The organism is Paractinoplanes durhamensis, from assembly GCF_016862175.1.
In the GTDB taxonomy this organism is placed as follows: Bacteria; Actinomycetota; Actinomycetes; order Mycobacteriales; family Micromonosporaceae; genus Actinoplanes; species Actinoplanes durhamensis.
In genome coordinates, this window is record NZ_BOML01000021.1 from 163310 (window position 1) to 187404 (window position 24095).

Consider the following 24095-nt stretch of genomic DNA (forward strand, 5'->3'; position numbering starts at 1 on the left):
ACTCAGCCGCACATGCGGACGGCCTCGCAGGTGAGGGCCAGAAGGGCATGCCTAAGGGGGACACGGCATGATCAGCGTGCCGGTGGTGACGGCGGGCCCATGGTCGGTGCGGCTGCGGCATCGGGCGGTGCTGGTGACCGTTCTTCTGCTGCTCGCGGTGGCCGCGCTGATCGTCGTGTCGCTCGCGGCCGGCGCCAACTCGTTCCCGATCCCGCGGGTGATCGACGCGATCCTGGGCAACGGCAGCCCGGCCGAGAAACTCATCGTCGCCGAGCTGCGGCTGCCCCGCGCGGTCACCGCCGCCCTGGTCGGCATGGCGCTCGGCATCTCCGGCGCGATCTTCCAGTCGCTGACCCGCAACCCGCTCGGCAGCCCCGACGTCGTCGGCTTCACCACCGGCGCCTCGACCGGCGCGCTGGTCGTGCTGCTCATGCTGCACGGCGGTCTCGCGCTCACCTCGTTCGGCGCGGTGGCCGGCGGCGCGATCACCGCCGCCGCGGTCCTGCTGCTCTCCGCCCGGCACGGGGTGGCGCCGCTGCGGCTCGTGCTGGTCGGCATCGGCGCTGCCGCCATGCTCAACGCGCTCAACTCGCTGCTCATCGTGCGGGCCCAGGTGTACGACGCGCAGAGCGCCTCGGTGTGGCTGGTCGGCAACGTGGTCGGCCGCGACTGGTCGGACGTGCGGCTGATCGGCGGCATCCTGATCGTCGGCCTGGTGGCCTGCATCGCGCTGTGGCGGCCGCTGACGCTGAGCGAGTTCTCCGACGAGCGGTCGACGAGCCTCGGCCTGGCGGTCGGGCGGACCCGGCTGATCGCGGTGGCCATCGGCGTCCTGCTCGCCTCGGGCGCGGTCGCGGTGGCCGGCCCGATCCAGTTCATCGCGCTCACCGCGCCGCAGGTGGCCCGGCGGCTGACCGGCTCCGAGGGCGCCAACCTGACCGCCTCCGGACTGACCGGCGCCGTCCTGCTCCTGATCGCCGACCTGGCCGCCCGGGAGGCGTTCCAGCCCCGGCAACTGCCGGTCGGCGTGCTCACCGGCATCGTCGGCGGCGCCTATCTGGCGTGGTTGCTGGGTCGCGAATGGCGGAAAGGACGCGCATGACGCAGCGTTTGGAGACCGAGCACATCGCGCTCGGATACGACAGCCGAAAGATCGTGCACGACCTGACCCTGGCGATCCCGGACGGCTCGTTCACCGCCATCGTCGGCGCCAACGGCAGCGGCAAGTCGACGCTGCTGCGCGGCCTGGCCCGGCTGCTCAAGCCGTCGGCCGGCACCGTCCTGCTCGACGGCAAGGCGATCCACGACTACCCGGCCAAGGAGGTCGCCCGGCGGCTCGGGCTGCTTCCGCAGTCGCAGACCGCGCCCGAGGCGATCAGCGTCACCGACCTGGTGGCCCGCGGCCGCTACCCGCACCAGTCGCTGCTGCGCCAGTGGTCGCCGGCCGATCAGGAGGCGGTGACCACCGCGCTCAAGCTCACCGGCACCGACGACCTGGCCACCCGCTCGTTCGACGAGCTGTCCGGCGGTCAGCGGCAGCGGGTCTGGCTGGCGATGGCCCTCGCCCAGGAGACCGACATCCTGCTGCTCGACGAGCCGACCACCTATCTGGACATCGCGCACCAGATCGAGGTGCTCGACCTGTGTGCGCGGCTGCGCGCCGAGCGCGGATCGACCCTGGTCGCCGTGCTGCACGACCTCAACCTGGCGGCCCGCTACGCCACCCACCTGGTGGCGATGAAGGACGGCGCGATCGTCGCCGAGGGCGAACCCGGCGTGATCATCACCGCCGAACTGATCGAGGACGTCTTCGGACTGCCCTGCCGCATCATCACCGACCCCGAGTCGAACACCCCCCTGGTAATCCCGCGGCACCACCCTGAGAGGAACCCCGTACCGTGAACAGCCGATTGACCCGCCTGGCCGGCGCCGCCATGGCGTTGACCGTGTCGCTCGCCCTGACCGCCTGCGGCGGCAGCGACGACTCCGCCGAGCCCGCCGCCGGCGCGACGGCCTCCGGCCCGTTCGAATACAAGGACGCCCTCGGCAAGGACATCAAGCTCGACAAGACGCCGACCACGGTGGTTGCGCAGAGCAGCGTCGCCGCGGCTCTGTGGGACGCGGGCTTCCAGGTCAAGGGTGCGTACGGCGAATTGAAGCCGGACGCCGCCGGAAAGCTCAGCTACCAGGCCGGATCGCTGGACCTGAGCAAGGTCACGGTCATCGGCAGCACCTACGGCGAGTTCGACACCGAGAAGTACGCCCTGATGAACCCGCAGCTTCTGGTCGACTACACGTTCGACAACAAGGCGCTCTGGTACGTCCCGGCCGCGCAGTCCGAGAAGATCCTCAGCCTCGCCCCCGGTCTGGCCGTGCCCGGCAACTACAAGACCACCGACGAAGCCATCACCACGATGGTCGACCTGGCCGGCAAGCTCGGCGCCGACACCAAGAGCGCCGCGCTGACCACCGCCAAGACCGACTACGAGACCGCCCTCACCGCGGTCGGCGAGGCCGCCAAGACCTCCGGCCTGAAGGTCGCCATCATGTCGCCCGGTGCCGACAGCCTCTACGTCGCCGACCCGGTGCAGCTGCCCGAGGGCAACTCGCTGAAGAACGCGGGCCTCGACATGATCAGCCCGGAGAACCCGAAGAAGGAGGTCTTCGCGCAGTTCAGCTGGGAGAAGGCGACCGACTTCAAGGGCGCCGACGTGATCCTGGTCGACGCGCGCACCTACGACGCCGCCAAGGCCGACCTCGCCAAGGTGCCGACCTGGGCGAACCTGCCCGCGGTCAAGGCCGGCCAGGTCTACCCGTGGTACGCGGCCGCGCCGTACTCGTACCAGGCCTACTCGAAGATCTACAGCGAGCTCGCCGGTCAGCTGAAGACCGCCAAGAAGCTCGGCTGATCTTGCACCCGCTCGGCGAGTCCCGGCTGGTCGACGTCGGCGGCCGCCGCCTGCACCTGCGCATCGCGGGTGCGGGCGGCACCACCGTCGTCTTCGAGGCCGGCCTGGGCATGTCGGGCGTGTGCTGGGGCCTGGTGGCTCCGCTTCTGGCCGATGATGCCCGCACGGTTGTCTACGACCGGGCGGGCATCGCCGCGAGCGACGACGGCCCGTCGCCGCGCACCCTGCCTGCGCTGGCGCAAGACCTCAAAGCCTTGCTGGGTACGCTGCCCGGGCCGTTCGTACTGGTCGGGCACAGTTGGGGCGGCCCGATCGTCCGGCTGGCCGCTCCGCTGGCTTCCGCGCTCATCCTCGTCGATCCGTCCGACGAGCGCGACGATGACTTCTTCACCCCGGCCACCGCCAAGCGGATGGCGGTCGCCGGACCGCTGACCCGCGCCGCGGCCGGGATCGGGATCTATCGGTTCGCGGCGCGGATGGGCAGCGCCCTGCCGCCCGATCTCCACGCCCAGTTCCGAGCCGAGAACTTCGGCCGTCGTGCCGCCCGGGCCCTGCACGCCGAGATCCGGCACTTCCTGCCCGGCCTGGCTTTTTTGCGCGCGGACCCGCCCGACCTCAGTGGCCTGCCGGTCACGATCATTTCCGGCTCTTTTGATGCCGCCCATGCCGCGTCCGCCGCCGCCCTCCCACATGGCCGGCACGTCGTCGCCGCCGGGGCCGGCCACAACGTGATGCTCGACGATCCCGGCCTGGTGGCTTCGGAGATCCGCCGGGCGTTATGACCTATCGTCGCCGCATGACGAGGCTTCGCGTCGCGGTCGGCGTCCTCCGGCACAACCTCGGCGGGCTCGGCACGTCCGTACTGGCCCTGCCGATTCTGATCGCGGTGTTCCTGGGCCTGCTGCTGACGCCGCTCGGCCGGCGGGCCGTCCGCCGGGTCGCCGACCGGGAGCGGGCCCGGCTGACCCGCTGGGGCCCGCCGGTGATCGGCCCGCCGCCACTGCCTACGGGCACCCGCGACGCCCTGCGCGACCCGTCCGTCCGCCGCGAGCTGGCCTGGCTGGCCGTGCACGGCACGATCGGCCTGCTGGTCGGCCTGGCCGGGCTGTCCCTGCCGATCTACGCGATCGAGTACACCACCTTCCCGCTCTGGTTCCGGGCACTCGACCCGTCCCTGGGCGGCCCCGGCTTCCTCAGCGGCCCGGGCGACGGCCTGACCGGCGCGCTCGAGATCAGCGTGCTCGGCCTGGTCTTCGCGGCCGCCACGATCGGCCTGCTCCCCGGCATCACCCGGCTGCAGGCCTTCCCCGGCCGGCGCCAGCTCGCCCCGCCGCCCGGCGCCGACCTGTCGCTGCGCGTCGCCGAGCTGACCGCCACGCGCGCCGCCGCCCTCGACGCGCACGCCACCGAACTGCGCCGCATCGAGCGCTCGCTGCACGACGGCACGCAGAACCGCCTGGTCGCGCTGAACGTGCTGATCGGCGCGGCCCGGCGCGCCCAGGACCGCAATCCGGCCGCCGTCGCCGAACTCCTCGACCGCGCCCAGGACGCCACCGAACAGGCCCTGGCCGAGCTGCGCGCGGTCGTCCGCGGGATCCTGCCGCCGGTCCTCGACGACCGCGGCCTTGCCTCGGCCCTGGCCGGCCTCGCCGGCGCCTCCGCCGTGCCGTGCCGGCTCGACGTCCAACTGCCCGGCCGGTGCGCGGTGTCGGTCGAGGCGACCGTCTACTTCGTGGTGGCCGAAGCCCTGACCAACGTGGCCAAACACAGTGGTGCGTCGGCCGCCGCCGTCACCGTGCGCCGGGACGGCGAACGCCTGCTGCTCCGGATCACCGACGACGGTCACGGCGGCGCCGGCCTCGACAGCGGCGGCTCCGGGCTCACCGGCATCCGCCGGCGCATCGAGGCCTACGATGGCCGTTTCACGCTGACCAGCCCACCCGGTGGGCCGACGACGATGGACGTGGAGCTGCCGTGCGGATCGTGATCGCCGAGGACGACGCTCTGCTGCGCGAGGGCCTGGCCCTGCTGCTGCGGGCCGAGGGCCTCGACGTGGTCGCCACCACCGACGCGCCCGCCCCTTTCCTCGACGCCGTCGAAGAGCACAAGCCCGACATCGCGATCATTGACGTACGCATGCCGCCCACCCACACCGACGAAGGAATCGTGGCCGCCGTCGAGGCCCGCCGGCGCCGGCCCGGCCTGGCCGTCCTGGTGCTCTCCGCGTACGTCGAGCAGGCGTTCGCGACCGAGCTGCTGGCGCACGGCAGCGCCCGCCTCGGTTACCTGCTCAAGGAGCGGGTGGGCCGGGTCGAGGAGTTCCTCACCGCGCTGCACCGGGTCGCCGGCGGCGGCACCGCGATCGACCCCGAGGTGATCGGTCAGCTGCTGGCCCGCACCCGCCCGGACAGCACCCTCGACCGGCTCAGCCCGCGCGAGATCGACGTGCTCGCCCTGATGGCCGAGGGCCTCGGCAACACCGCGATCGCCGAGAAGCTCTTCGTCACCGAGGGCGCCGTGCAGAAGCACATCCGCCGCATCTTCGCCAAGCTCGACCTCCCGCCGGACGACCGGGCCGACCGCCGGGTGACCGCGGTGCTGCGGTACCTGGACCTCGGAAGGTAGTGCTGGCACTACCCCTCTTGGCCCGCCTGCGGCATTTTCCGCCCGGGTGTTTTTTAAAAGAATTCTTCGTGAGACCAGCCGGCACACGGAGAGGCAGACGAATGCCCGCGGTTCGCATCCAAGGACTAACTCGCACCTACCAGGCCGACGGCGAGCCGGTCCACGCGCTGGCCGGCGTCGACGCCGACTTCCCGCGCGGCACCTTCACCGCGATCATGGGCCCGTCCGGCTCCGGCAAGAGCACCCTGCTGCAGACCGCGGCCGGGCTCGACCGCCCCACCGCCGGCCACGTCTGGATCGGCGACACCGAGCTGTCCCGCCTCTCCGAGACCAAGCTGACCGAACTGCGCCGCGGCCGGATCGGCTTCGTCTTCCAGGCCTTCAACCTGATCGGCGCGCTCACCGTCGAGGACAACATCCGCCTGCCGCTGCGACTGGCCGGCACCCGCCCCGACCCGGCGTGGCTCGCCCAGGTGATCGAGCGGGTCGGCCTCACCAATCGGCTGCGGCACCGCCCGTCCGCCCTCTCCGGCGGCCAGCAGCAGCGGGTCGCGATCGCCCGGGCCCTGGCGTCCCGCCCCGAGGTCATCTTCTGCGACGAGCCGACCGGCGCCCTCGACACCACCACCGCGGCCGAGGTCCTCGCGCTGCTGCGCGCGGTCGTCGACGAGCAGGGCCAGACCGTCGTGATGGTCACCCACGACCCGGTCGCCGCGTCCTACGCCGACCGGGTGATCGTCCTGGCCGACGGCCGGATCGTGCACGACATGCCACAGCCGGGCGCCGCCCGCATCGCCGAGCACCTGGCCGCCCTCGGCCACCGCCGCGTCGCGACCGAGGGGGCCACCCGATGACCGCGCTCGCCGCCCGCATGCTGCGCCACCGCCCCGGCGCGTCGTTCGCCACCCTGCTCGCGCTCGCCCTGGGCGCGCTGATCCTGACCGCGATGGGCGTGCTGGTGGAGTCCGGCCTGAGCTACCACCCGGCCCCGGTCCGCTACGCCGCCGCCGATCTGGTCGTGGCCCGCCCCGACACCACGTTCACCGGTAAGGACTTCGACGGCGAGATCACCAGGAGCACGGTCGCCCTCCCCGAGGGCGGGACGGTGCCGGCCACCCTCGTTGCGCAGATCCGCGGCCTCCCCGGCCTCTCCGCCGTCGCCACTGACGAGAACATCCCGGTCGTCACCGCGGCCGGTGGGCCGGCGTCCGGGCGCGGCTGGGGGAGTGCGGCGCTGACTCCCTATCGGCTGCTCTCCGGCACCGCGCCGGCCAACGCCGGCGAGGTGGTGCTCGACGCGTCCCTCGGCGCACAGACCGGTTCGCGGGTGAGTCTGCTGGTGGGCGGCGTGCTCCGCCCCTACACCGTCAGCGGCCTGGCCCAGGGGAGCGGACCGGCCTCGGTCTTCTTCACCGACGCGCAGGCGGCGGCGCTTTCGCCGCACCGCGGACAGGTGAGCGCGATCGGCGTGATCGCCGAGCCCGGCACCGACCTCGGCGAGCTGCGCACCCGGATCGCCGCCCTGGCCGGTGACGCCCGCGTCCTGACCCGCGCCGACAGCGGCCAGGCCGAGCGTTCCGCCGACCGCGCCGCCGCGAGCCTGCTCGTGCAGATCGGCGCGTCCTTCGGCGGCTACGTGGCGCTGCTGATCATCTTCGTGGTCGCCGCCACCGTCGGCCTCTCCGTCCGGCATCGCCGCCGCGACCTCGCCCTGGTGCGCGCCGTGGCGGCCACCCCCGGCCAGGTCCGGCGCATGATCATGGCGGAGTCCGCCCTGCTCGCCGCGGTCGCCGGGCTGATCGGCGCGCCGGCCGGCCTGGCCGCCGCGCACTGGCTGACCGGCGAGCTCACCACCCGCGGCTTCGTGCCGGCCAGCTTCCCGATGGTCCCCGGCGCGATCGCCGCCCCCGCCGCCGTCGCGATCGTGCTGGTCTCCGCGGTCCTGGCCGGCCTGCTGGCCGCCCGCCGGGTCACCGGCATCAAACCGGCCGAGGCGCTCGGCGAGGCCGCGGCCGAGCCCACCGGCGGCGGCCGGGCCCGGCTGATCGGCGGCCTGATCACGCTGGCCGCCGCGGCGTCGGCGACCGGCGCCGCGATCGGCATGTCCGGCCAGACCGCGATGGGCGCCGCGATCGGCATGCTCTACCTGTTCGTCCTGGCCGTCTCGCTGCTGGCCCCCTGGATCAACCGGTTCGCATCCCGCTTGCTGGCCGGTTTCGGCACCAGCGGCTACCTGGCCGCCGCCAACCTCCGGGCGAACGCCCGCGGCACCGCCACGGTCCTGACGTCGCTGGTGCTGGCGGTCGGCTTCGGCGGTTCGGTGTGGTTCCTGCAGAACAACCTGGAACGCCAGGCGGTAGCCCAGAGCCGAGCAAGCTTGCTGGCCACGCGGGCACTGGTCGCCCCGACCGGCCTGTCCGACACCACGGTGGCCGACCTGCGCGCGGTCCCCGGCGTCCAGGCGGTAACGCCGATCCGCCACACGACGGTCGTGGCCGCCCTGATGGGCGACGGCGAGTCGATCACCGCCCGGGCGGCGGACCCGGCCACCCTCACCGCGACCCTGGACCTGGACGTGACCGAGGGAAACCTGGCCGACCTGCGCGACGGCACGGCCGCGGTGTCCCGCACCCAGGCGGCCATGTTCAGCTGGGACCTGGGCGACGAGGTCGACATGCGACTGGGCGACGGCACCCCCGTGCGCCCCCGGATCGTGGCGATCTACCAGCGCGGCCTGGGCTTCGGCGACGTGCTCCTGCCCCGCACGACGGTGGCCGGCCACACCGCCACCAACCTGGACGACGAAATCCTGATCAGCGCCCCCGCATCGTCCGACGCCGCCCTGCGCAAGGTCGCCGCCGCCCACCCCGGGAGCAGCTTGGTCGACACCGCCACCCTGACCGGCGGCCTGGCCCGAGACCTGGCCCTGAGCGCCTGGCTCAACCGCATGCTGATCGCCGCCATGGTCGGCTACACGGCAGTGGCCGCCGCCAACACGATGGTCATGGCGGCGTTGGCCCGCCGCCGAGAGCTGGCCCTGCTGCGCCTGACCGGCGCAACCCGCCGCCAGGTCCGCCGCATGGTCAACGCCGAACAGATCGGCCTGCTCGGCACCGCGGTAGTGCTGGGCGGCGCCATCGCCGCCCTGACCTTGAGCAGCGTGGTCCGGGCGCTGACGGGCACCCCGGTGCCATACGTGCCCCCGCTGGGCTGGGCAGCCGTCCTCGGCGGCACAACAGTGCTGGCCCTGGCAACAACGATCCTGCCAATAGCCCGCCTGCTGCGAGTGCCCCCGGTGACGCAAATCGGCATCAAGGAGTAACCCAAGCGCCTGGGCCCCAGCGCCTGGGCCCCAGCGCCTGGGCCCCAGCGCCTGGGCCCCAGCGCCTGGGTCGTGGTGCCTGGGTCCCAGCGCCTGGGTCGTGGTGCCTGGGTCGTGGTGCCTGGGCCGCGGTGCCTGGGCCGCGGTGCCTGGGCCGCGGTGCCTGGGCCGTGGTGCCTGGGCCGCGGTGCCTGGGCCGTGGTGCCTGGGCCGGCAACTGTTCAGCTGGTTCCGGCCGAATTTCTCGCAGGTCCCGGCTCATGGATACTGCCTCCGCTTGGCGAAGGCGCGCGCATGGCAAAGGGCATGACATGCCGTATATGTCGGTCGGTGGTTCTCCGCTCCCGCTAGATCTAGTGGAGTTTCGGCCAGCGTTGAGCAGGAACTCTTCATGATCGCTGAGGAGCGGGAGCCAGGGGTCCGGCCTGCCACAGCTTCATGGACATTGCCTCCGCTTGGCGAAGGCGCGGGCCCGGCATCGTCGAGGGCTGGGGCTGGGGCTGGGGCTGGGGCTGGGGCTGGGGCTGGGGCTGGGGCTGGGGCTGGGGCTGGGGCTGGGCTACCAACCTCGCGGAAGTTGGGGCCTCGCCCTCGCAGCCAGAGGCCGAGATCCGGGAAAACGGGGTCTCGCCGCGCGCCCGCGGCCCGAGATCAAGGAACTTGAAGTCCTGACCCGCGTTGCACAGACCCCGCCATCAAGGAAATCGGGCCGGTCGGCCCGCCTTAGGCCTCGCCGTGGTCGTCGCTGGTCTTCATGTCGAGGACGGTGCCGGGGACGCGCTGGGTGGCCGCCGAACATGCGCCCCCCTTGCCGTGACCCAGCTCACTCATTTACGGTCACGCCAAGCTTTCGGGGATGGCCGCCCGCTCGCTGCACACTCGACCGCCGCCCCTCGAACAAGGGCTCCGACAATGATCGAGCATTTGCACGCCGTCCTGCGCATGCACCAGATCGGCATCGTCAACCTGCTACGTCCGCGCCGGCTGTTGCGCGCGGCGGTCAACAACGCCCGGCTCGGCCCGCAGGCTGCCCTGATCATGAAGGCGGCCGCCGAGTTCCCGGACGCCCCGGCGGTGACCGACGAGCGCGGCACGCTGACCTACCGGGAGCTCGACGAGCAGTCGAACGCCCTGGCCCACGCCCTGAAGCAGCTCGGCCTGCCGGACCGGTCGGTGATCGGCGTCCTGGCGCGGGACCACCGCGGCCTGCTGCTGGCGATCAGCGGCACCGCCCGGGCCACGCTGCGCCTGGCGCTGATGAACACCGGCCTGGCGAAGCAGCAGTTCGCCGAGGTGGTGGCACGCGAGAAGGTGCGGGTGGTGCTGTACGACAGCGAGTTCGCCGACCTGACCGAGGGCCTGCCGGACGACATCCCCCGCTTCCTCACCTGGGGTTCCATCGACGGCGCCCGGTCGATCGACGAGCTGATCGCGGCGCACCCGGTCACCCCGCTGCCGCTGCCCGACCGGCCGGGCGGTTTCATCATCCTGACCAGCGGCACCACCGGCCTGCCCAAGGGCGCGCCGCGCACGAAGGTGTCGCCGCTCGCCAGCGCCCTGATCGCCGACCGGATCCCGTTCCCGCGGCAGGGTGCGGCGGTGTTCGCGTCGCCGCTGTTCCACAGCACCGGCTTCGGAGCCTGGACGGTCGGGTTGTCGCTGGGCAACCACGCCGTACTCCTGCGCCGCTTCGACGCCGAAGCCATCATCGCGGCGATCGCCGAACACCGTGCGGAGATGCTGGTGGCAGTGCCGACCATGCTGACCCGGATCCTCGCCCTCGGCCCGGAGACCATCAGCAAGTACGACACGTCCTCGCTGAAGTCGGTCTTCGTCGCCGGTTCGGCCCTGGCGCCCGAGCTGACCACCCGCTTCCAGGACGTGTTCGGCGACGTGATCTACAACGTGTACGGCTCGACCGAGGTCGCCGTCGCCTCGGTGGCCCAGCCGGCCGAGGCACGCCGCGCCCCCGGGACGGTCGGCAAACCACCGGTGACGGTGCACGTGGCCCTGTACGACGCGAACGACAACCGGATCACCAAGCCCGGGGTGCACGGCCGGGTGTTCGTGCGCACCGGCATCCCGTTCGAGGGCTACACCGACGGCCAGCACAAACAGGTCATCGACGGCCATATGGCCACCGGCGACCAGGGCCACTTCGACGCCGAGGGCCTGCTCTTCATCGACGGCCGCGACGACGACATGGTCATCTCCGGCGGCGAGAACGTCTACCCGGTGGAGGTGGAGAACCTGCTGGCCGAGCGCGAGGACGTGGTCGAGGTAGCGGTGATCGGCGTCGACGACCCGGAGTTCGGCAAGCGCCTGCGAGCCTTCATCGTCTCGACCGAAGACTCCGCCCAAGACCCGCAGGAGATCAAGGACCACGTCAAGAAGAACCTGGCCCGCTACAAGGTCCCCCGAGACGTGGTCTTCCTGGACGCCCTGCCCCGAAACGCCACCGGCAAGGTGATCCGCCGAGACCTGCCCACGGACTGACCGCCGCCTCAGCGGCGGCCGTCACCGGGCCGGCGGTCCGAGGTGCCGTCGCACCTCGGCGGCAAATCGCGGTACGCCGGTGCGTTCGAGGAGAACGAGGATGTCCAGCACGGTGTTGGGCACCCGCCGATAGTCCGCCGCCTGATGGCGGAGCACGTCGACGGTCACGCCGGGATAGAGATCGAGCTGATCAAGGAGGAATTCGTCGGGGTGGATCGCCTCGACGTCGTACGGCTTCAGGGCCGATTCAGGGAAGTCGTTGAGGTTGAAGGTGACGATGACTTCAGCGTTGGCGCGGACGGCTGCAGCGAGAACGTGCCGATCCTTGGGATCGTTGGTCATTCCGCCGGTCAGCGACTCGTAGCCGACGACAAATGCGTCGGCAAACGAGCGGGTCATCTCAGCCAGTCGACGGTCGACCCGTTCGGCCGAGAATCCGTGCTTGATGAGGTTGCGTCGCAGTTCGGCGAGGATCTCGCCCGACCACAGCGGCCGATAGGCCGAGGCCTCAGCCAGCCGGAGCAGCGTGTCGCACAGGTATGACGGGTACAGAACGCAGGTATCGAGGAATGCGGGAAAGGCCATCGCCTGCGCCTGTCACCTGCTGGGCCGAGAGTCGATGGTGGCTTCGTACAGCCCATCCTCCTCGGCGTCGGCAACCATTCGAGCGAGGGCGTTGCGACGTTCGCTCCGACTGCGTTCGGAGTAGTCGAGGATGTCGCGCAGCAGGACGCGCCGGTGTCGTCCGCGCATGGTGTGCGGGATTTCGCCGGAGTCGAGCAGGCGGACCAGCGTCGGTCTGGAGACGTTGAGCAGATCGGCGGCTTCCTGAGTGGTCAACATGGTGTTGTGCGGAGCGATCGAGACGGCCAAGCCCTGGGAGAGGGCGTTGACGACGTCGCGGAGTACGCCGTAGAGCTCCTCCGGGATGTCGATCTGAGATCCGTTCGGGCCGACCAGCTTCGCGCGCCCGGTCGCCTCGGCGTCGATCAGGCCCTGCGCCAAACGACGGAGATCGGCGGGGTCCTCAGGTGGTAGGACGGTTCGCTCGCGCAGCGTACTAGTCATGCGCCTATCGTAGTCGTATTCGAAAAAACCGAAAGGGAATGCGGGGGCTTGCTCGGAGCTCTTCCGTGGATCCATCAGGCGCTGGCTCATGCTTAATGACTATAGTCACATGACACCCACCGTGGTGCCCCGAGATTGCCTCGGCTGGGACCTGTCAGTGCCCGAATGTTGTTCGTGTCAGTAGGGTCGTGCGGGTGGATCTCGATGACATCGCCTCGCGGCTTGGCGTGCCTGTTGCGGAAGTCGAGCGTGTGCACCAGCTTGCCGGGGATCGGCCGTCCGCTCCGCTGCCGGCCAAGGCGGATGCGCCCGCCATCCTTGAGCGGCTCGCGGTGCGGGCGGATGACGCTGCCGAGATCATGGCGGGCTGGCCGGATCCCGGGTCGGCGCTCTGGACGCCCGAGCTGAGCTGGCTGCTCGATCGCTCGATCGCGCTCGTTCGTGGCGATCTCGGGGGCCACGCCTGGCTGGCGCCCGGGCCGGAGTTGCCCCGTGACCGCGGGCCGGCCTGGCGGCATCTCTACGTCTACGGCTACCTCGCCCTGCTCGACGTCGTGACCGGCTACCACCGCGACCACGGCATCCCGGACGCCGTCACCTGGACCACCCTGGCCGACCTCGGGCGCAACCTCGCGGTCGACCGGCGGATGAACCGCGAGGGCTGGCCGGTCATGCAGGCCTGGCTGACCCTGCACGCCCGGGGCGGCCTCTACGAGCTCGGCCGCCTGCAGCATCAGCGCAGCGACGACGGCAGCCTCGGCCTGCACATCCCGGAGTCGGGGCCGATGACGCCCGCGGCGATCGACGCGTCGCTGGCCGAGGCCCGGGCGTTCTTCCCGCGGCACTTCCCGGACGAGCGCTACACGTCGTTCTCCTGCGGGTCGTGGCTGCTCGACCCGCAGTTGCGGGAATACCTGCCGGCCGACTCCAACATCGTCCGGTTCCAGCAGCGGTTCGAGCTGGAGCCGTACGAGAAGGACGACGGCCCGGACGCCGATGTCGAGGTGCTGCGGTTCGGGTTCCGCACGCTGACCACGCCGCTCGACCGCCTGCCCCGGGACAGCGTGCTGCAGCGCGCGATCATCGACCACCTCCGGGCCGGCCGGCACTGGCACTGGCGCCAGGGCCAGTTCCCGATCTGAAAGCCTCAACTCTGCAAGGACGTCCACCACGACAGGCTGTCGGCGTCGACGACGGTGACCCCGGCCTTTGCCGCCGCGTGCAGCACCGGGCCGGGCGCCGTGCCGGCGATGACCAGCATGGTCACCTCGGCGCGGCGCATCTGGCGGACGGCGTCGGCGAAGCGGTGCACGTCGGCCGGGTCGAGCCGGGCCGGGTCGCGGTGACACCGCAGCACCCAGCGCCGGCCGTCCGCGGCCACCCCGACCACATCCGTGCCGAGGTTGCCCATCGAGGCGGTCACCGTCACGTGCCGCCAGCCGCCGGACCGCATCAGGGCGGCGACACGATCGGCGAGCATCGGCAGGGCCGTCAGAACTCGTCGTCGAAGCTGACGGTGCCGGATACGCCCATCTGGTAGGCCGAGACCCGCCGTTCGAAGAAGTTCGACAATTCCTGCACGTCCTGCAACTCCATGAAAGCGAACGGGTTCTTGCTGCCGTACATCGGCGCGATCCCCAACACGGCCAGTCTCCGGTCGGCTACGTGCTGCAAGTATTCCCGCATGTCCGCCAAGGACATTCCCGACACGCCTTGCACAAGTAGATCTTCGGCAAACTGCACCTCGCACTCGACCGCGTCGGCCAGCATGTCCCTGACCTGCTGCTCCATCTCGGCGTCGAACAGATCCGGCTCCTCCTGCCGGACCGTGTCGACCACGTCGAAGGCGAATGCCATGTGCATGCTCTCGTCGCGGAACACCCAGTTCGTGCCGGACGCCAGCCCGTGCAGAAGACCACGAGAGCGAAGGAAATAGACGTACGCGAAGGCGCCGTAGAAGAACAGGCCCTCGATGCAGGCGGCAAAACAGATCACGTTGAGCAGGAACGCCCGCCGATCCGCCCGGCTGCGGAGCTCCCGGAGCGCATAGATCGAGTCGATCCACTGGAAACAGAACTCGGCCTTGCGGGCGATCGACGGAATGTTCTCGACGGCGGAGAACGCGGCCGTCCGCTCGTCGAGATCGGGCACGTAGGTGTCGAGCAGGTTCAGATAGAACTGAACGTGCACGGCCTCCTCGAACAACTGCCGGGAGAGATAGAGCCGGCCCTCGGGCGAGTTGACGTGCTGATAGAGGTTGAGCACCAGGTTGTTGGCCACGATCGTGTCGCCGGTCGCGAAGAACGCCACCAGCCGCGACACCAGATGCTGCTCGGCGGGCGACAAACGAGCCAGGTCGGCGAGGTCGGAGTGCAGGTCGACCTCCTCGACGGTCCAGGTGTTCTTGATGGCGTCCTTGAAACGGTCGAAGAAATGCGGGTAGCGCATCGGCCGCAGCGTGAGATCCATGCCGGGGTCGAGCAGCATCTGGTGAGTGGAAACGGCGGTCACTGGCAGGCCTCGCAGGATTCGGGGTTTTCCAGGGAGCAGGCGAGCGCTTCCTCGTGGGAAGCGGCCGGAAGGATGGCGACGGTCGCCTGCTGAATGCGGGTAGCAGGGCGCGACCGCAGGTAATACGACGTCTTCAGCCCGGCCTTCCAGCCGTACAGGTACATCGACGAGAGCTTCCCGATGGTCGGCGCGCTCAGAAACAGGTTGAGCGACTGCGACTGGTCGATGAACGGCGCCCGGGCGGCGGCCAGATCGATCAGAGCACGTTGCGGCAACTCCCAGGCCGTGCGGAAGAGCGAGCGCACCTCGGCCGGCAACTCGGCAATCTGCTGCACCGACCCTTCAGCCCGTTTGATCTGCTCCCGGACCGCGGAGGTCCACAGCCCGCGCGCCTTCAATTCCCGTACCAGATAAGTGTTGATCTGCATGAACTCGCCGGACATCGTCTCCCGCTTGAACAGGTTGGACACCTGCGGCTCGATGCACTCGTAGCACCCGGCGATCGACGCGATGGTCGCGGTCGGCGCAATCGCGATCAGCAGCGAGTTCCGCAAGCCATGCGAAGCGATCCGCAATTTGAGAGCCGCCCACCGTTCGGGTTGTCCGAGAGCGGAGCCCCACAGCTCCGGGTGCAAATCACCCTTGGCGGCCCGAGTTTCCGCGTACGCCGGATGCGAACCGAACTCCTCCGCAAGAGAGGCCGAAGTCTCCAGCGCGGTAAGGAAAATCTCTTCCTGGACGCGGGTGGACAGCGAGATGGCCGCCTCGGAGTCGAACGGCAGCCGCAGCGTGAAGAACGCGTCCTGCAACCCCATCAGCCCGAGCCCGACCGGCCGCCAGCGCGGATTGGACGCAGCCGCCTGCGAAGACGGGTAGTAGTTGATGTCGATGACCCGGTCGAGGAAGACAACCGCCGTGCGCACCGTCTCGCGCAGCTTCTCCCAATCGACGCCCGAAGCAGAGACATGGGCCCCGAGGTTGATCGACCCAAGGTTGCAGACGGCCGTTTCGTCGTCACTGTTCACCTCAAGGATCTCGGTGCACAGATTGGACAGGTGAATCGTGTTGCCCGGAGCGCCGGTCTGATTCGACAGGGCGTTCGAGCGGTCCTTGAACGTCATCCACCCGTTGCCGGTCTGGGCGAGCGTGCGCATCATCCGCCCGTACAGGTCGCGGGCCTTAACGGTTTTGACCGCTTTCTTCTCGGCCCGGCGGTAGGCCTCGTCGAATGCCTCGCCGAAGAGGTCGGGCAGTTCCGGGGCATCGGACGGATCGATCAGCGACCAGTCCCCGTCGGCCTCGACCCGTCGCATGAATTCGTCCGGGATCCAGTTGGCCAGATTGAGGTTGTGGGTGCGCCGGGAGTCCTCGCCGGTGTTGTCCCGCAGTTCGAGGAATTCCTCGATGTCCGGATGCCACGGCTCGAGATAGACGCAGGCCGCACCCTTGCGCCGGCCGCCCTGATTGACCGCCGCCACCCCCGCGTCGAGGGTCTTGAGGAACGGCACGATGCCGTTCGACTTGCCGTTGGTGCCGCGGATGAGCGCGCCCCGCCCGCGAATCCGCGACCAGGAAATGCCGATCCCGCCGGAGAATTTCGACAGTTTCGCGACCTGGTGGTAACGCTCGTAGATCGAGTCGAGCTCGTCCTTGGGCGAGTCGACAAGGAAGCAGGAGGACATCTGGGTGTGCCGGGTGCCCGAGTTGAACAGGGTCGGTGAGCTGGGCAGATAGGCCAGCGAGGACATCAGCCGATAGAAGCCGATCGCCTCCGACGGGTTCTGCGACAGGCCACAGGCGACCCGCAGCAGCCAGTACTGCGGGGTTTCGACGACGAGCCGGGACTGCGGATGACGCAACAGATAGCGGTCGGCCACGGTGCGCAGCCCGAAGTATTCGAACCGCAGATCGTTGTCCGGCAGGACCGCGTCATCGAGCTTGCGGGCATTGCGCTTCACGAACGCCGCGGTGGCGTCCCCGATCAGCCCTTGCTGGTGGGCGTACCGAATGGATTGACTGAACGAAGCAACGCCTTGCAGGCGAACTTCCTTGTCGACGTACGCGGCGAGCAGGCGCGCCGCCAGCTTCGAGTATTGCGGTTCCTCGCCGATCAGCTCAGCCGCCGTCTGGATGGACAGTTTGTCCAGCTCAGCCGTGGTGGCACCGTCGTAGAGCCCGCTGATCGTCTTGGTCGCGACCCGCAACGGATCGACCTCGTCGAGATCGGCGACCCACCGCTCGACCGCCTTGACGATCTTGTTGACGTCGACCGTCTCCTGGTCGCCGTTCCGCTTGCGCACCTGCATCCCGTGCCGGCGCTGCTCCGGCACGGTAGTAGTGACCGTCATGCCCCGTCCCCCTCAAGCCCGGAAGGGCGCGCAGGGGGACGCCACCGGGCGCGTGAAAGCCCGGCTGATGGCGTCGGCCGTCCCACGCGGCCTTCAACCGCCGCACACCGGTCGGCATGCGGCGCGCTGGCAGGTCTTCGGACTCGTAGGCGTCGATCAACTTCCTACCGGCCGTCGCTTCCCAGGCCGGGGCCCAGTGCTTGTTGACGGCTTTCGTTCCCACTCACCGCTGCGGGGCAGTCCCGGATTTCCACCGGGTTCCCTGTTGTCTCGATCACCGCGAGCGATGATCGAACCAGCTGCGGGAGACACCATATATGGGTGCGGTCCGCCAATGCCAACCCCATATGGTGTGCCGGGCGTGTCGTACTTCCACAGTGGCTGAAGATCGGCCCAGCCGTACGATGGCCCGCGTTGGTCTGTCGGGCGTTGTGCGCTGCAGTGATCGGGGGATGGCGATGGGTGTGCTGTACGACTACTTCCGGGCGCCGGGCACGGCCGAGGTGCTCGCGCACATGGCCGAGCACGACGCGTTCTCGCCGGTGCCGGACACCTTCGACGGGATCGAGCTGAAGAGCATCGACCCGGCCGTGATCCTGGCCCGGCTGGTCGGTTTCGTGACCGGCCGGGCGTGGAGCGTGGACCTGGTCGACGAGCGGCTGATCTGGCCCGAGGGCGGCGAGCAGGACATGGAGCACGAAGGACCGTGGGTGTCCGTGCTCGACGATCCGTCCCGGGACGTGCTCGCCGGCATCCCGGCCGACCGGATCCCGGAGCTGGCCGACCGGTGGGCCGCCGTCGAGGAGTTCAGCGGCTTCGCCGACCCGGAGTTCCTGCGCGACGTGATCGCCGAGTTCGCCGCCCTCGCCACGCGTGCCCGGGCGCACGGCGAATCCCTCTATTGCTGGATCAGCCTGTGAACGGCGGGGCGACGCCCCACCCCCAGTGCGGCACCGGTGCCTGCTGCACGACGTCGGCGCCCGGCGCCGAGTTGGCCAGCGCGATCCTGGTGCCCCACTCCACGTAGCCGACGAACGCGGCCCGGAACTCCGGGTCGGACGGCAGCCCGGCGTCGTCGGCGGCCAGGCTCATCAGCGAGGCGAAGCGGAACCGCTGCTCGGGCGTGATGCCGAGGTTGACGTGCTTGTTGACCATGCGGTGATAGCCACCGAGGCCGGCCGTGTAGGTGGCCGGGCCGCCGAAGACCTCGATCCACCAGGCGGTGACGTGTTCGCGGTGCTCGGTGGACACGCCACCCGGGAACAGCGGGGCGAGCAGTTCGTCGTGCTCGACCCGGTCGTAGAAGGCGTCGATCAGTCGCTCGAAGGCGGCGTCCCCGCCGGCCCAGGCATGAAGACTCGGAATCTCAGACACCTGCAACAGTGTAATCATGTAATCAAGCGCCGGAGGACCCTCGCACCCGGAGCGTCGTCGGCATGCGGGGTGCCGGTGGCAGTGCCGGGTCGAGCAGGTGGCGGATCGCGGCTGCCGCCTCGTCCTCGACCGGCATGTAGACCGAGGACAGGTCGGCGGCCTCCGCCAGTGCGCTGCCGTCGAAGCCGACCACGGCCACGCGTGCGACGTCAGCGAGAGTGGGGCGCCGACCATCCATGGTGGTCACGATATCGCGGCACGTCAGTCCGGTGTGGTGTCCCGCCGGTAGCCGCTCAGGGTGAGGCCGAGGACCGCGCGGAACTCGTTGGCCAGGTGGGCATGGTCGCTGTAGCCGAGGTCGGCGGCGACGTCGGCCAGGTTGGTGTCCGGGTCCTTGCGCAGGCGTTCGGCGGCCTCCTGCAGGCGCCGCCGCCGGATCATCGCCAGCGGCGTCAGCCCGACGTAGCGGCGCGCCAGCCGCTGCAACGACCGGACCGAGATATTCAGGCGGGCGGCCGCGTCCTCGACCGTACGGACAGTCGGATCGGAGTCGATGACCGCGGCCATCTCGTTGGCCTGCAGCGCCTCCCGGTCCGGCGGCGGGATCTCGCCGGCCAGCCATCCGGCGAAGGCCTCGACCGCGCGGCCATGCCGGTCACCGGGGCCGGTCATGGCATCGGACACGAGCCGATGAAGAACGGGAAGATCAACCGTTGCGTACGTGTCCCGCCAGGCCGTCGGGTCCCCGAGGAGATGGGGGACCGCGGCCGGCTGCAGCAGGGCGCCGACGCCCCAGCCGGTGCCGGTGAGATCGCGGTACGAGCTGCGGGTCGTCGGCCCGGCCAGGCCGGCCGCGCCCGGCTCGACCACGAGGTTGCTGGCCGGGAAGGAGATCAGGTGCTGGCGGGAGGTGCGGCCCGGCTGGATCTGCCACTCGGGGATCCAGAACCATCGCACCAGCTGCGCCACCGGGTCGGGTGCCGGGAGCCGGTCGAAGGTCGGCAGCCGTGCCGGATAAAGGATCCCGCGCGGTCGCGAATCTTCAAGCTCGGAGGGGCCGGCCATACCTACGATCCTGACCTATGACGGAGACGAACCAGGCTGCTGCTGACGGCCAGTACACCACGAACGGAACCCCGCACGGCGCCACCAGTCTGACGCCCTTCCTGGCCATCCCGGAGGCCCGCGCGGCGATCGACTTCTACCGCGACATCTTCGGGGCGCGGGTGGTTGACGTGACCGAGTTCGGCGGCACGGTGGCGCACGCGGTCCTCGACTTCGGCAACGGGTTGTTGCAGCTCGGACAGCCGATGCCGGAGTACGGCCTGGTCGCGCCGCCGGCCGGGGACGAGGACTGCTACTCGATCGGGCTGTACTGTCCGGATGTCGACGACGTGGTCGCCCGGGCGGAGAAGGCCGGTGCCACCATCCGCGAGGCGCCGACCACATTCGTGTCCGGCGACCGCTTCGCCAGCATCCGCGACCCGTACGGTGTGCGCTGGTCGGTGTTGACCAGGGTCGAGGACCTGTCCGAGGAAGAGAGTGCACGACGAGTAGCGGAGTGGGCCAAGCAGCAGAGCTGAGCTGGGAGACCGGGCTTCTCGGGTTTCTCGCCGGGCTGCTCATCTCGATCGTGACGTCGCCGGTCGGGGTGTCCGGAGCGGTGTTCCTGCTTCCGGTCCAGCTCAGCGTCCTGCACGTGCCCAGCCCGGCGGTCACCCCCACCAACCTGCTGTTCAACATCGTGTCCGGACCGGGTGCCCTGCTGCGCTATCACCGCCGCGGGCACCTGGCCGGGCCGCTCACCCGGCTGCTCATCCTCGGCACGCTGCCCGGCGTCGTACTCGGCGCGGTGATCCGGGTTTTCGCCGTTCCCGGCCCGGAGGTGTTCCGGCTCATCGTCGCCGCGGTGCTGCTGCCGCTCGGGCTCTGGCTCTGCCTGCGGACGCTGCGGCCGGTCCGGCGCGACCGGCCGCCGCTGCCCGGCCGGACGATCGTCGGGCTCAGCGCGATCGTCGGGACGGTCGGCGGCATCTACGGCATCGGCGGCGGCTCGATCCTCGGCCCGATCCTGGCCGGCCGGGGCCTCCCGATGAGCGAGGTCGCCCCGGCCGCGCTCGCGTCGACCTTCCTGACGTCGGTCGCCGGGATCGCCACGTATGCCCTGCTCGGGCTGACCACCAGCGGTGACATCGCCCCGCACTGGGCCCTCGGGCTGCTGTGCGGCCTCGGCGGGCTGATCGGCGGCCACCTCGGCGCCCGCCTGCAACCGCGGATGCCGGAGACGGCCCTGCGGCTGCTGCTCGGGGTGCTCGCGAGCGGGCTGGCGGTGCTCTACGTCGCCCAGGCGGTCAGCTGATCCCGGCGGTCAGGGCGGCGCCGGTCAGCTCGACCGAGCGGATCCGGTCGGCGGTGTTCTGGGCCTGGTGGGTGGTGATGACCTCGTCGGCGTGGCAGCTGTCGGCGAACGCGGTCAGGTAGTCGCGGACCTCGGCCGGTGTCCCGGCCACGCTGTAGCGGGTCATCGACGCCAGCTGGGCGCCGCCGGGGGAGGCCAGGAACTCGTCGATCTCGGCGTCGGTGAAGTTGCGGGCCACCGGGCCACGGGTGATGAACGCCCTGGTCCGGGCCCGGAATGCCACCTTCATCTGGTGCGCGGCCTGGTCGTGGTCATCGGCGGCGAAAACATTGACCCCGGCGATCACGTACGGCTCGGTCAGCTGCGCGGACGGCCGGAACGTCTCGCGGTAGACGGTCACCGCCTGGTGCAGGGCGTCGGGGGCGAAGTGCGAGGCGAATGCGTACGGCAGGCCGAACCGGGCGGCGAGCTGGGCGCCGAACAGCGACGATCCGAGGATGTAGAGCGGCACGATCTCGTCGGCGCGGGGGACGGCCTGCACGCCGGGGATCCGGGTGTGGCCGGACAGGTAGCCCTGCAGCTCCAGCACGTCGTCCGGGAACGAGTCGGCCGACGACGGGTTCCGGCGCAGCGCGAGCATGGTGTTCTGGTCGCTGCCGGGCGCGCGGCCGAGGCCCAGGTCGATGCGGCCCGGGTGCAGCGTCGCCAGGGTGCCGAACTGCTCGGCGATGGTCAGCGGCGAGTGGTTGGGCAGCATGATCCCGCCGGCGCCGAGCCGGATCGTCTCGGTGTGGTCGGCGATGTGGCCGATCAGCACGCTGGTCGCCGAGGACGCGATGGTCGGCATGTTGTGGTGCTCGGCGTACCAGACCCGGCGGTAACCGCTGCGTTCGGCCGCGCGGGCCAGCTCGACCGAGGTAGTGAAGCTTTCCCGCACCGGCCGCCCGGCCGGCACCGAGGCCAGATCGAGCAGCGAAAGACCAAATGCCATGAGCCGACCGTAGCGCTGCGCCGGCACCGCAAAAGAGGCCCGGCCCGTAACCTGCGTCACGGGCGGCGGCGCCGTGATGTTGCGATAAGTTTCGGGGATGAGCTCCGTGTTCCATGTGGCCGTCACCGGCGACGACAGCGCCGACGGCTCGAGCGACCGCCCGTTCCGCACCATCAACCGGGCCGCGGGCGTGGCGCACGCCGGCGACACTGTCGAGGTGCACGCGGGGGAGTACCGCGAGTGGGTGCGCCCGCGGCGCGGCGGCCTCAGCGACACCCGGCGGATCACCTACCAGGCGGCGGCCGGCGAGCATGTGGTCATCAAGGGCTCGGAGCGGGTCACCGGCTGGGCATCGGACGGCGGCACGGTGTGGACCGCATCGGTGCCGAACGCGGTGTTCGGGGACTTCAACCCGTACGCGGAAGAGGTTGCCGGTGATTGGATCGTCTATGCCGACGGCGCGCCGCACCGCCATCTCGGCGACGTCTACCTCAACGGCCTGAGCTTCTACGAGGTGGCGAGCCGCGACGAGGTCACCGACCCGCCGCTGCGCACCGAGGCGGTCGACGGCTGGACCGGGGTCGCGATGCCGGTGCCGAACCCCGAGCAGACCCGGCTGGTCTGGTTCGCCGAGGTCGGCGCGGACACGACGACGATCTGGGCGAACTTCCAGGGCGCCGACCCGAACACCGAGCTGGTCGAGATCAACGTACGCCGATCGGTGTTCTTCCCCGAGGCGAATCACCTCGACTGGATCACCGTGCGCGGGTTCGAGTTGGCCCAGGCGGCCTGCCCGTGGACGCCGCCGACCGCCGACCAGCCCGGACTCATCGGCCCGAACTGGGCCAAGGGCTGGATCATCGAGGACAACGTCATCCACGACGCGAAGTGCTCGGCGATCTCGATCGGCAAGGAGGCGTCGACCGGCCACAACTACGCCACCGAGCGCGGCGACAAGCCCGGCTACCAATACCAGCTGGAGTCGGTCTTCACCGCCCGGCAGATCGGCTGGGACGCCGAGCACATCGGCTCGCACATCATCCGCCGCAACACCATCTTCGACTGCGGGCAGAACGGCATCGTCGGCCATCTGGGCTGCGTGTTCTCCACGATCGAGGACAACCACATCTACCGCATCGCCACCAAAAGAGAGTTTTACGGGTACGAGATCGGCGGCATCAAGCTGCATGCGGCGATCGACGTGGAGATCCGGCACAACCACATCCACGACTGCACCCTCGGCACCTGGCTGGACTGGCAGACCCAGGGCACCCGGATCTCCCGCAACCTGTTCCACCGCAACAGCCGGGACCTGTTCGTCGAGGTCAGCCACGGGCCGTACCTGGTCGAGCACAACGTCCTCGCCTCGCCGGCCGCGATCGAGATCTTCAGTCAGGGCGGCGCGTTCGTGCACAACCTGATCGCCGGCACGGTCTGGGTGGTGCCGGTCCCGGACCGCGCGACTCCCTACCACCGCCCGCACAGCACCCAGGTGGCCGGCTACGCGGTGATCTTCGCGGGTGACGACCGCTGGGTGGCCAACGTCTTCGTCGGCGGTGACGTGGCCGCGGCGTACGGAAAGGCGCCGCAGGAGGGTCAGGGCCTGGCCTTCGCCGGCACCGCCGGCTACGAGGGCTACCCGGCCTCCTACCCGGAGTATCGGGCGCGCGTCGACGCCGTCCAGGGCGACCACCAGCGGTTCCTGAACGTCAAGCAGCCGGTGTACGCCCGGGGCAACGTCTACGCGGCCGGCGCCGAGCCGTTCACCGGCGAGTCCGGCCCGCTGGTGGTGACGGGCGGCAGCGCGTCGGTGGTGACCGAGGGTGACGAGGTCTACCTGGTGACCGACCTGCCGGCCGAGTTCGGCGCGGTCCGCTCGGGCGTGGTGACCGGCCGGGACCTGGAGCGCGTCCGGTTCGCCGACGCCGACTTCGAGGAGCGCGACGGCACCCCCGCGATCATCGACGTCGACCTGGTCGGCACCCGCAAGGACCACGACGGCGAGTCGGCGGCCGGCCCGATCGCCGGCCTGACCTCGGGCGCGGCCCGTACCCGCATCTGGTGAGGCGGGCGGCGCGGCGGACGTAAAGGT

The 24095-nt window shown here is 70.4% G+C and carries 23 protein-coding genes and 1 riboswitch; of the genes, 14 read left to right on the top strand and 9 right to left on the bottom strand.

Going from position 1 to position 24095, the window contains the following annotated elements:
• Positions 1-67: 67 nt before the first annotated feature.
• The 9 genes from Adu01nite_RS12770 (at position 68) to Adu01nite_RS12810 (ending at position 11352) form a co-directional block, all read left to right on the top strand.
• Positions 68-1102 (top strand): FecCD family ABC transporter permease, encoded by a 1035-nt coding sequence (locus Adu01nite_RS12770; RefSeq protein ID WP_203726833.1) that lies wholly within the window; start codon positions 68-70, stop codon positions 1100-1102.
• Positions 1099-1902 carry an ABC transporter ATP-binding protein gene (locus Adu01nite_RS12775; protein WP_203726834.1) on the top strand — a complete coding sequence of 268 codons (804 nt, stop codon included), beginning with the start codon at positions 1099-1101 and terminating at the stop codon, positions 1900-1902. The genes Adu01nite_RS12770 and Adu01nite_RS12775 overlap by 4 nt, the downstream gene beginning before the upstream one ends.
• Positions 1899-2909 (top strand): ABC transporter substrate-binding protein, encoded by a 1011-nt coding sequence (locus Adu01nite_RS12780; RefSeq protein WP_203726835.1) that lies wholly within the window; start codon positions 1899-1901, stop codon positions 2907-2909. Before Adu01nite_RS12775 ends, Adu01nite_RS12780 begins: the two co-directional genes overlap by 4 nt.
• A 2-nt stretch (positions 2910-2911) precedes the next feature.
• Entirely contained in the window at positions 2912-3691 is a 780-nt protein-coding gene (locus Adu01nite_RS12785; RefSeq protein ID WP_203726836.1) for an alpha/beta fold hydrolase, read from the top strand.
• A gap of 14 nt (positions 3692-3705) precedes the next feature.
• Positions 3706-4896 (top strand): sensor histidine kinase, encoded by a 1191-nt coding sequence (locus Adu01nite_RS12790; protein WP_239132344.1) that lies wholly within the window; start codon positions 3706-3708, stop codon positions 4894-4896.
• Positions 4884-5534 (top strand): response regulator, encoded by a 651-nt coding sequence (locus Adu01nite_RS12795; RefSeq protein ID WP_203726838.1) that lies wholly within the window; start codon positions 4884-4886, stop codon positions 5532-5534. Before Adu01nite_RS12790 ends, Adu01nite_RS12795 begins: the two co-directional genes overlap by 13 nt.
• 101 nt (positions 5535-5635) lie before the next feature.
• Positions 5636-6388 (top strand): ABC transporter ATP-binding protein, encoded by a 753-nt coding sequence (locus tag Adu01nite_RS12800; RefSeq protein WP_203726839.1) that lies wholly within the window; start codon positions 5636-5638, stop codon positions 6386-6388.
• Positions 6385-8856: an ABC transporter permease gene (locus Adu01nite_RS49100; RefSeq protein WP_203726840.1), complete on the top strand. Its 2472-nt coding sequence runs from the start codon at positions 6385-6387 to the stop codon at positions 8854-8856. The genes Adu01nite_RS12800 and Adu01nite_RS49100 overlap by 4 nt, the downstream gene beginning before the upstream one ends.
• A 912-nt stretch (positions 8857-9768) precedes the next feature.
• Positions 9769-11352, top strand: coding sequence for an acyl-CoA synthetase (locus tag Adu01nite_RS12810; protein ID WP_203726841.1), 1584 nt, complete (start codon positions 9769-9771; stop codon positions 11350-11352).
• 21 nt (positions 11353-11373) lie between these two features.
• Here the strand turns inward: Adu01nite_RS12810 and Adu01nite_RS12815 are convergent, their stop codons facing one another.
• Positions 11374-11937: a PIN domain-containing protein gene (locus tag Adu01nite_RS12815; protein ID WP_203726842.1), complete on the bottom strand. Its 564-nt coding sequence runs from the start codon at positions 11935-11937 to the stop codon at positions 11374-11376.
• Positions 11938-11949: 12 nt separating this feature from the next.
• Entirely contained in the window at positions 11950-12510 is a 561-nt protein-coding gene (locus Adu01nite_RS12820; protein WP_239132345.1) for a helix-turn-helix domain-containing protein, read from the bottom strand.
• 104 nt (positions 12511-12614) lie between these two features.
• Between Adu01nite_RS12820 and Adu01nite_RS12825 the strand changes: the two genes are divergently transcribed.
• The gene (locus tag Adu01nite_RS12825) at positions 12615-13562 is read left to right on the top strand and encodes an acyltransferase domain-containing protein (RefSeq protein ID WP_203726843.1); all 948 of its coding nucleotides are present in this window, start codon (positions 12615-12617) and stop codon (positions 13560-13562) included.
• A 5-nt stretch (positions 13563-13567) separates the two neighbouring features.
• Here Adu01nite_RS12825 and Adu01nite_RS12830 read toward each other — a convergent pair whose 3' ends face one another.
• From Adu01nite_RS12830 to Adu01nite_RS12840, 3 genes are read right to left on the bottom strand one after another with little or no spacing between them, the layout of a single operon-like run.
• Positions 13568-13900 carry a restriction endonuclease gene (locus tag Adu01nite_RS12830; RefSeq protein ID WP_203726844.1) on the bottom strand — a complete coding sequence of 111 codons (333 nt, stop codon included), beginning with the start codon at positions 13898-13900 and terminating at the stop codon, positions 13568-13570.
• 11 nt (positions 13901-13911) lie between these two features.
• Positions 13912-14907 carry a ribonucleotide-diphosphate reductase subunit beta gene (locus Adu01nite_RS12835; protein ID WP_203726845.1) on the bottom strand — a complete coding sequence of 332 codons (996 nt, stop codon included), beginning with the start codon at positions 14905-14907 and terminating at the stop codon, positions 13912-13914.
• A gap of 20 nt (positions 14908-14927) precedes the next feature.
• Positions 14928-17279: a ribonucleoside-diphosphate reductase subunit alpha gene (locus Adu01nite_RS12840; RefSeq protein ID WP_203726846.1), complete on the bottom strand. Its 2352-nt coding sequence runs from the start codon at positions 17277-17279 to the stop codon at positions 14928-14930.
• A 111-nt stretch (positions 17280-17390) separates the two neighbouring features.
• Positions 17391-17594: riboswitch (cobalamin riboswitch) on the bottom strand.
• A gap of 137 nt (positions 17595-17731) precedes the next feature.
• Here Adu01nite_RS12840 and Adu01nite_RS12845 point away from each other — a divergent pair.
• The gene (locus Adu01nite_RS12845; protein ID WP_239132346.1) at positions 17732-18199 is read left to right on the top strand and encodes a hypothetical protein; all 468 of its coding nucleotides are present in this window, start codon (positions 17732-17734) and stop codon (positions 18197-18199) included.
• Here the strand turns inward: Adu01nite_RS12845 and Adu01nite_RS12850 are convergent.
• From Adu01nite_RS12850 to Adu01nite_RS12860, 3 genes are read right to left on the bottom strand one after another with little or no spacing between them, the layout of a single operon-like run.
• A complete protein-coding gene (locus Adu01nite_RS12850) occupies positions 18189-18653 on the bottom strand; it encodes a group II truncated hemoglobin (RefSeq protein WP_203726847.1) in 465 nt (154 codons plus the stop codon). The two genes, Adu01nite_RS12845 and Adu01nite_RS12850, sit on opposite strands and share 11 nt — an antisense overlap.
• 22 nt (positions 18654-18675) lie before the next feature.
• Complete coding sequence (locus Adu01nite_RS12855; RefSeq protein ID WP_203726848.1) at positions 18676-18891, bottom strand: hypothetical protein; 216 nt, start codon at positions 18889-18891, stop codon at positions 18676-18678.
• A 23-nt stretch (positions 18892-18914) separates the two neighbouring features.
• Positions 18915-19718, bottom strand: coding sequence for a helix-turn-helix domain-containing protein (locus Adu01nite_RS12860; RefSeq protein WP_307836631.1), 804 nt, complete (start codon positions 19716-19718; stop codon positions 18915-18917).
• A 17-nt stretch (positions 19719-19735) separates the two neighbouring features.
• Between Adu01nite_RS12860 and Adu01nite_RS12865 the strand changes: the two genes are divergently transcribed.
• Positions 19736-20236 (top strand): VOC family protein, encoded by a 501-nt coding sequence (locus Adu01nite_RS12865; RefSeq protein ID WP_203726849.1) that lies wholly within the window; start codon positions 19736-19738, stop codon positions 20234-20236.
• Positions 20215-21012 carry a sulfite exporter TauE/SafE family protein gene (locus Adu01nite_RS12870; RefSeq protein WP_239132347.1) on the top strand — a complete coding sequence of 266 codons (798 nt, stop codon included), beginning with the start codon at positions 20215-20217 and terminating at the stop codon, positions 21010-21012. Before Adu01nite_RS12865 ends, Adu01nite_RS12870 begins: the two co-directional genes overlap by 22 nt.
• On the opposite strand, the gene Adu01nite_RS12875 is transcribed toward Adu01nite_RS12870, so the two are convergent.
• The gene (locus Adu01nite_RS12875) at positions 21005-22003 is read right to left on the bottom strand and encodes an LLM class flavin-dependent oxidoreductase (protein WP_203726850.1); all 999 of its coding nucleotides are present in this window, start codon (positions 22001-22003) and stop codon (positions 21005-21007) included. The two genes, Adu01nite_RS12870 and Adu01nite_RS12875, sit on opposite strands and share 8 nt — an antisense overlap.
• A gap of 97 nt (positions 22004-22100) precedes the next feature.
• On the opposite strand from Adu01nite_RS12875, the gene Adu01nite_RS12880 reads away from it, so the two are divergent.
• Positions 22101-24068: a right-handed parallel beta-helix repeat-containing protein gene (locus tag Adu01nite_RS12880; RefSeq protein WP_203726851.1), complete on the top strand. Its 1968-nt coding sequence runs from the start codon at positions 22101-22103 to the stop codon at positions 24066-24068.
• Positions 24069-24095 lie beyond the last annotated feature (27 nt).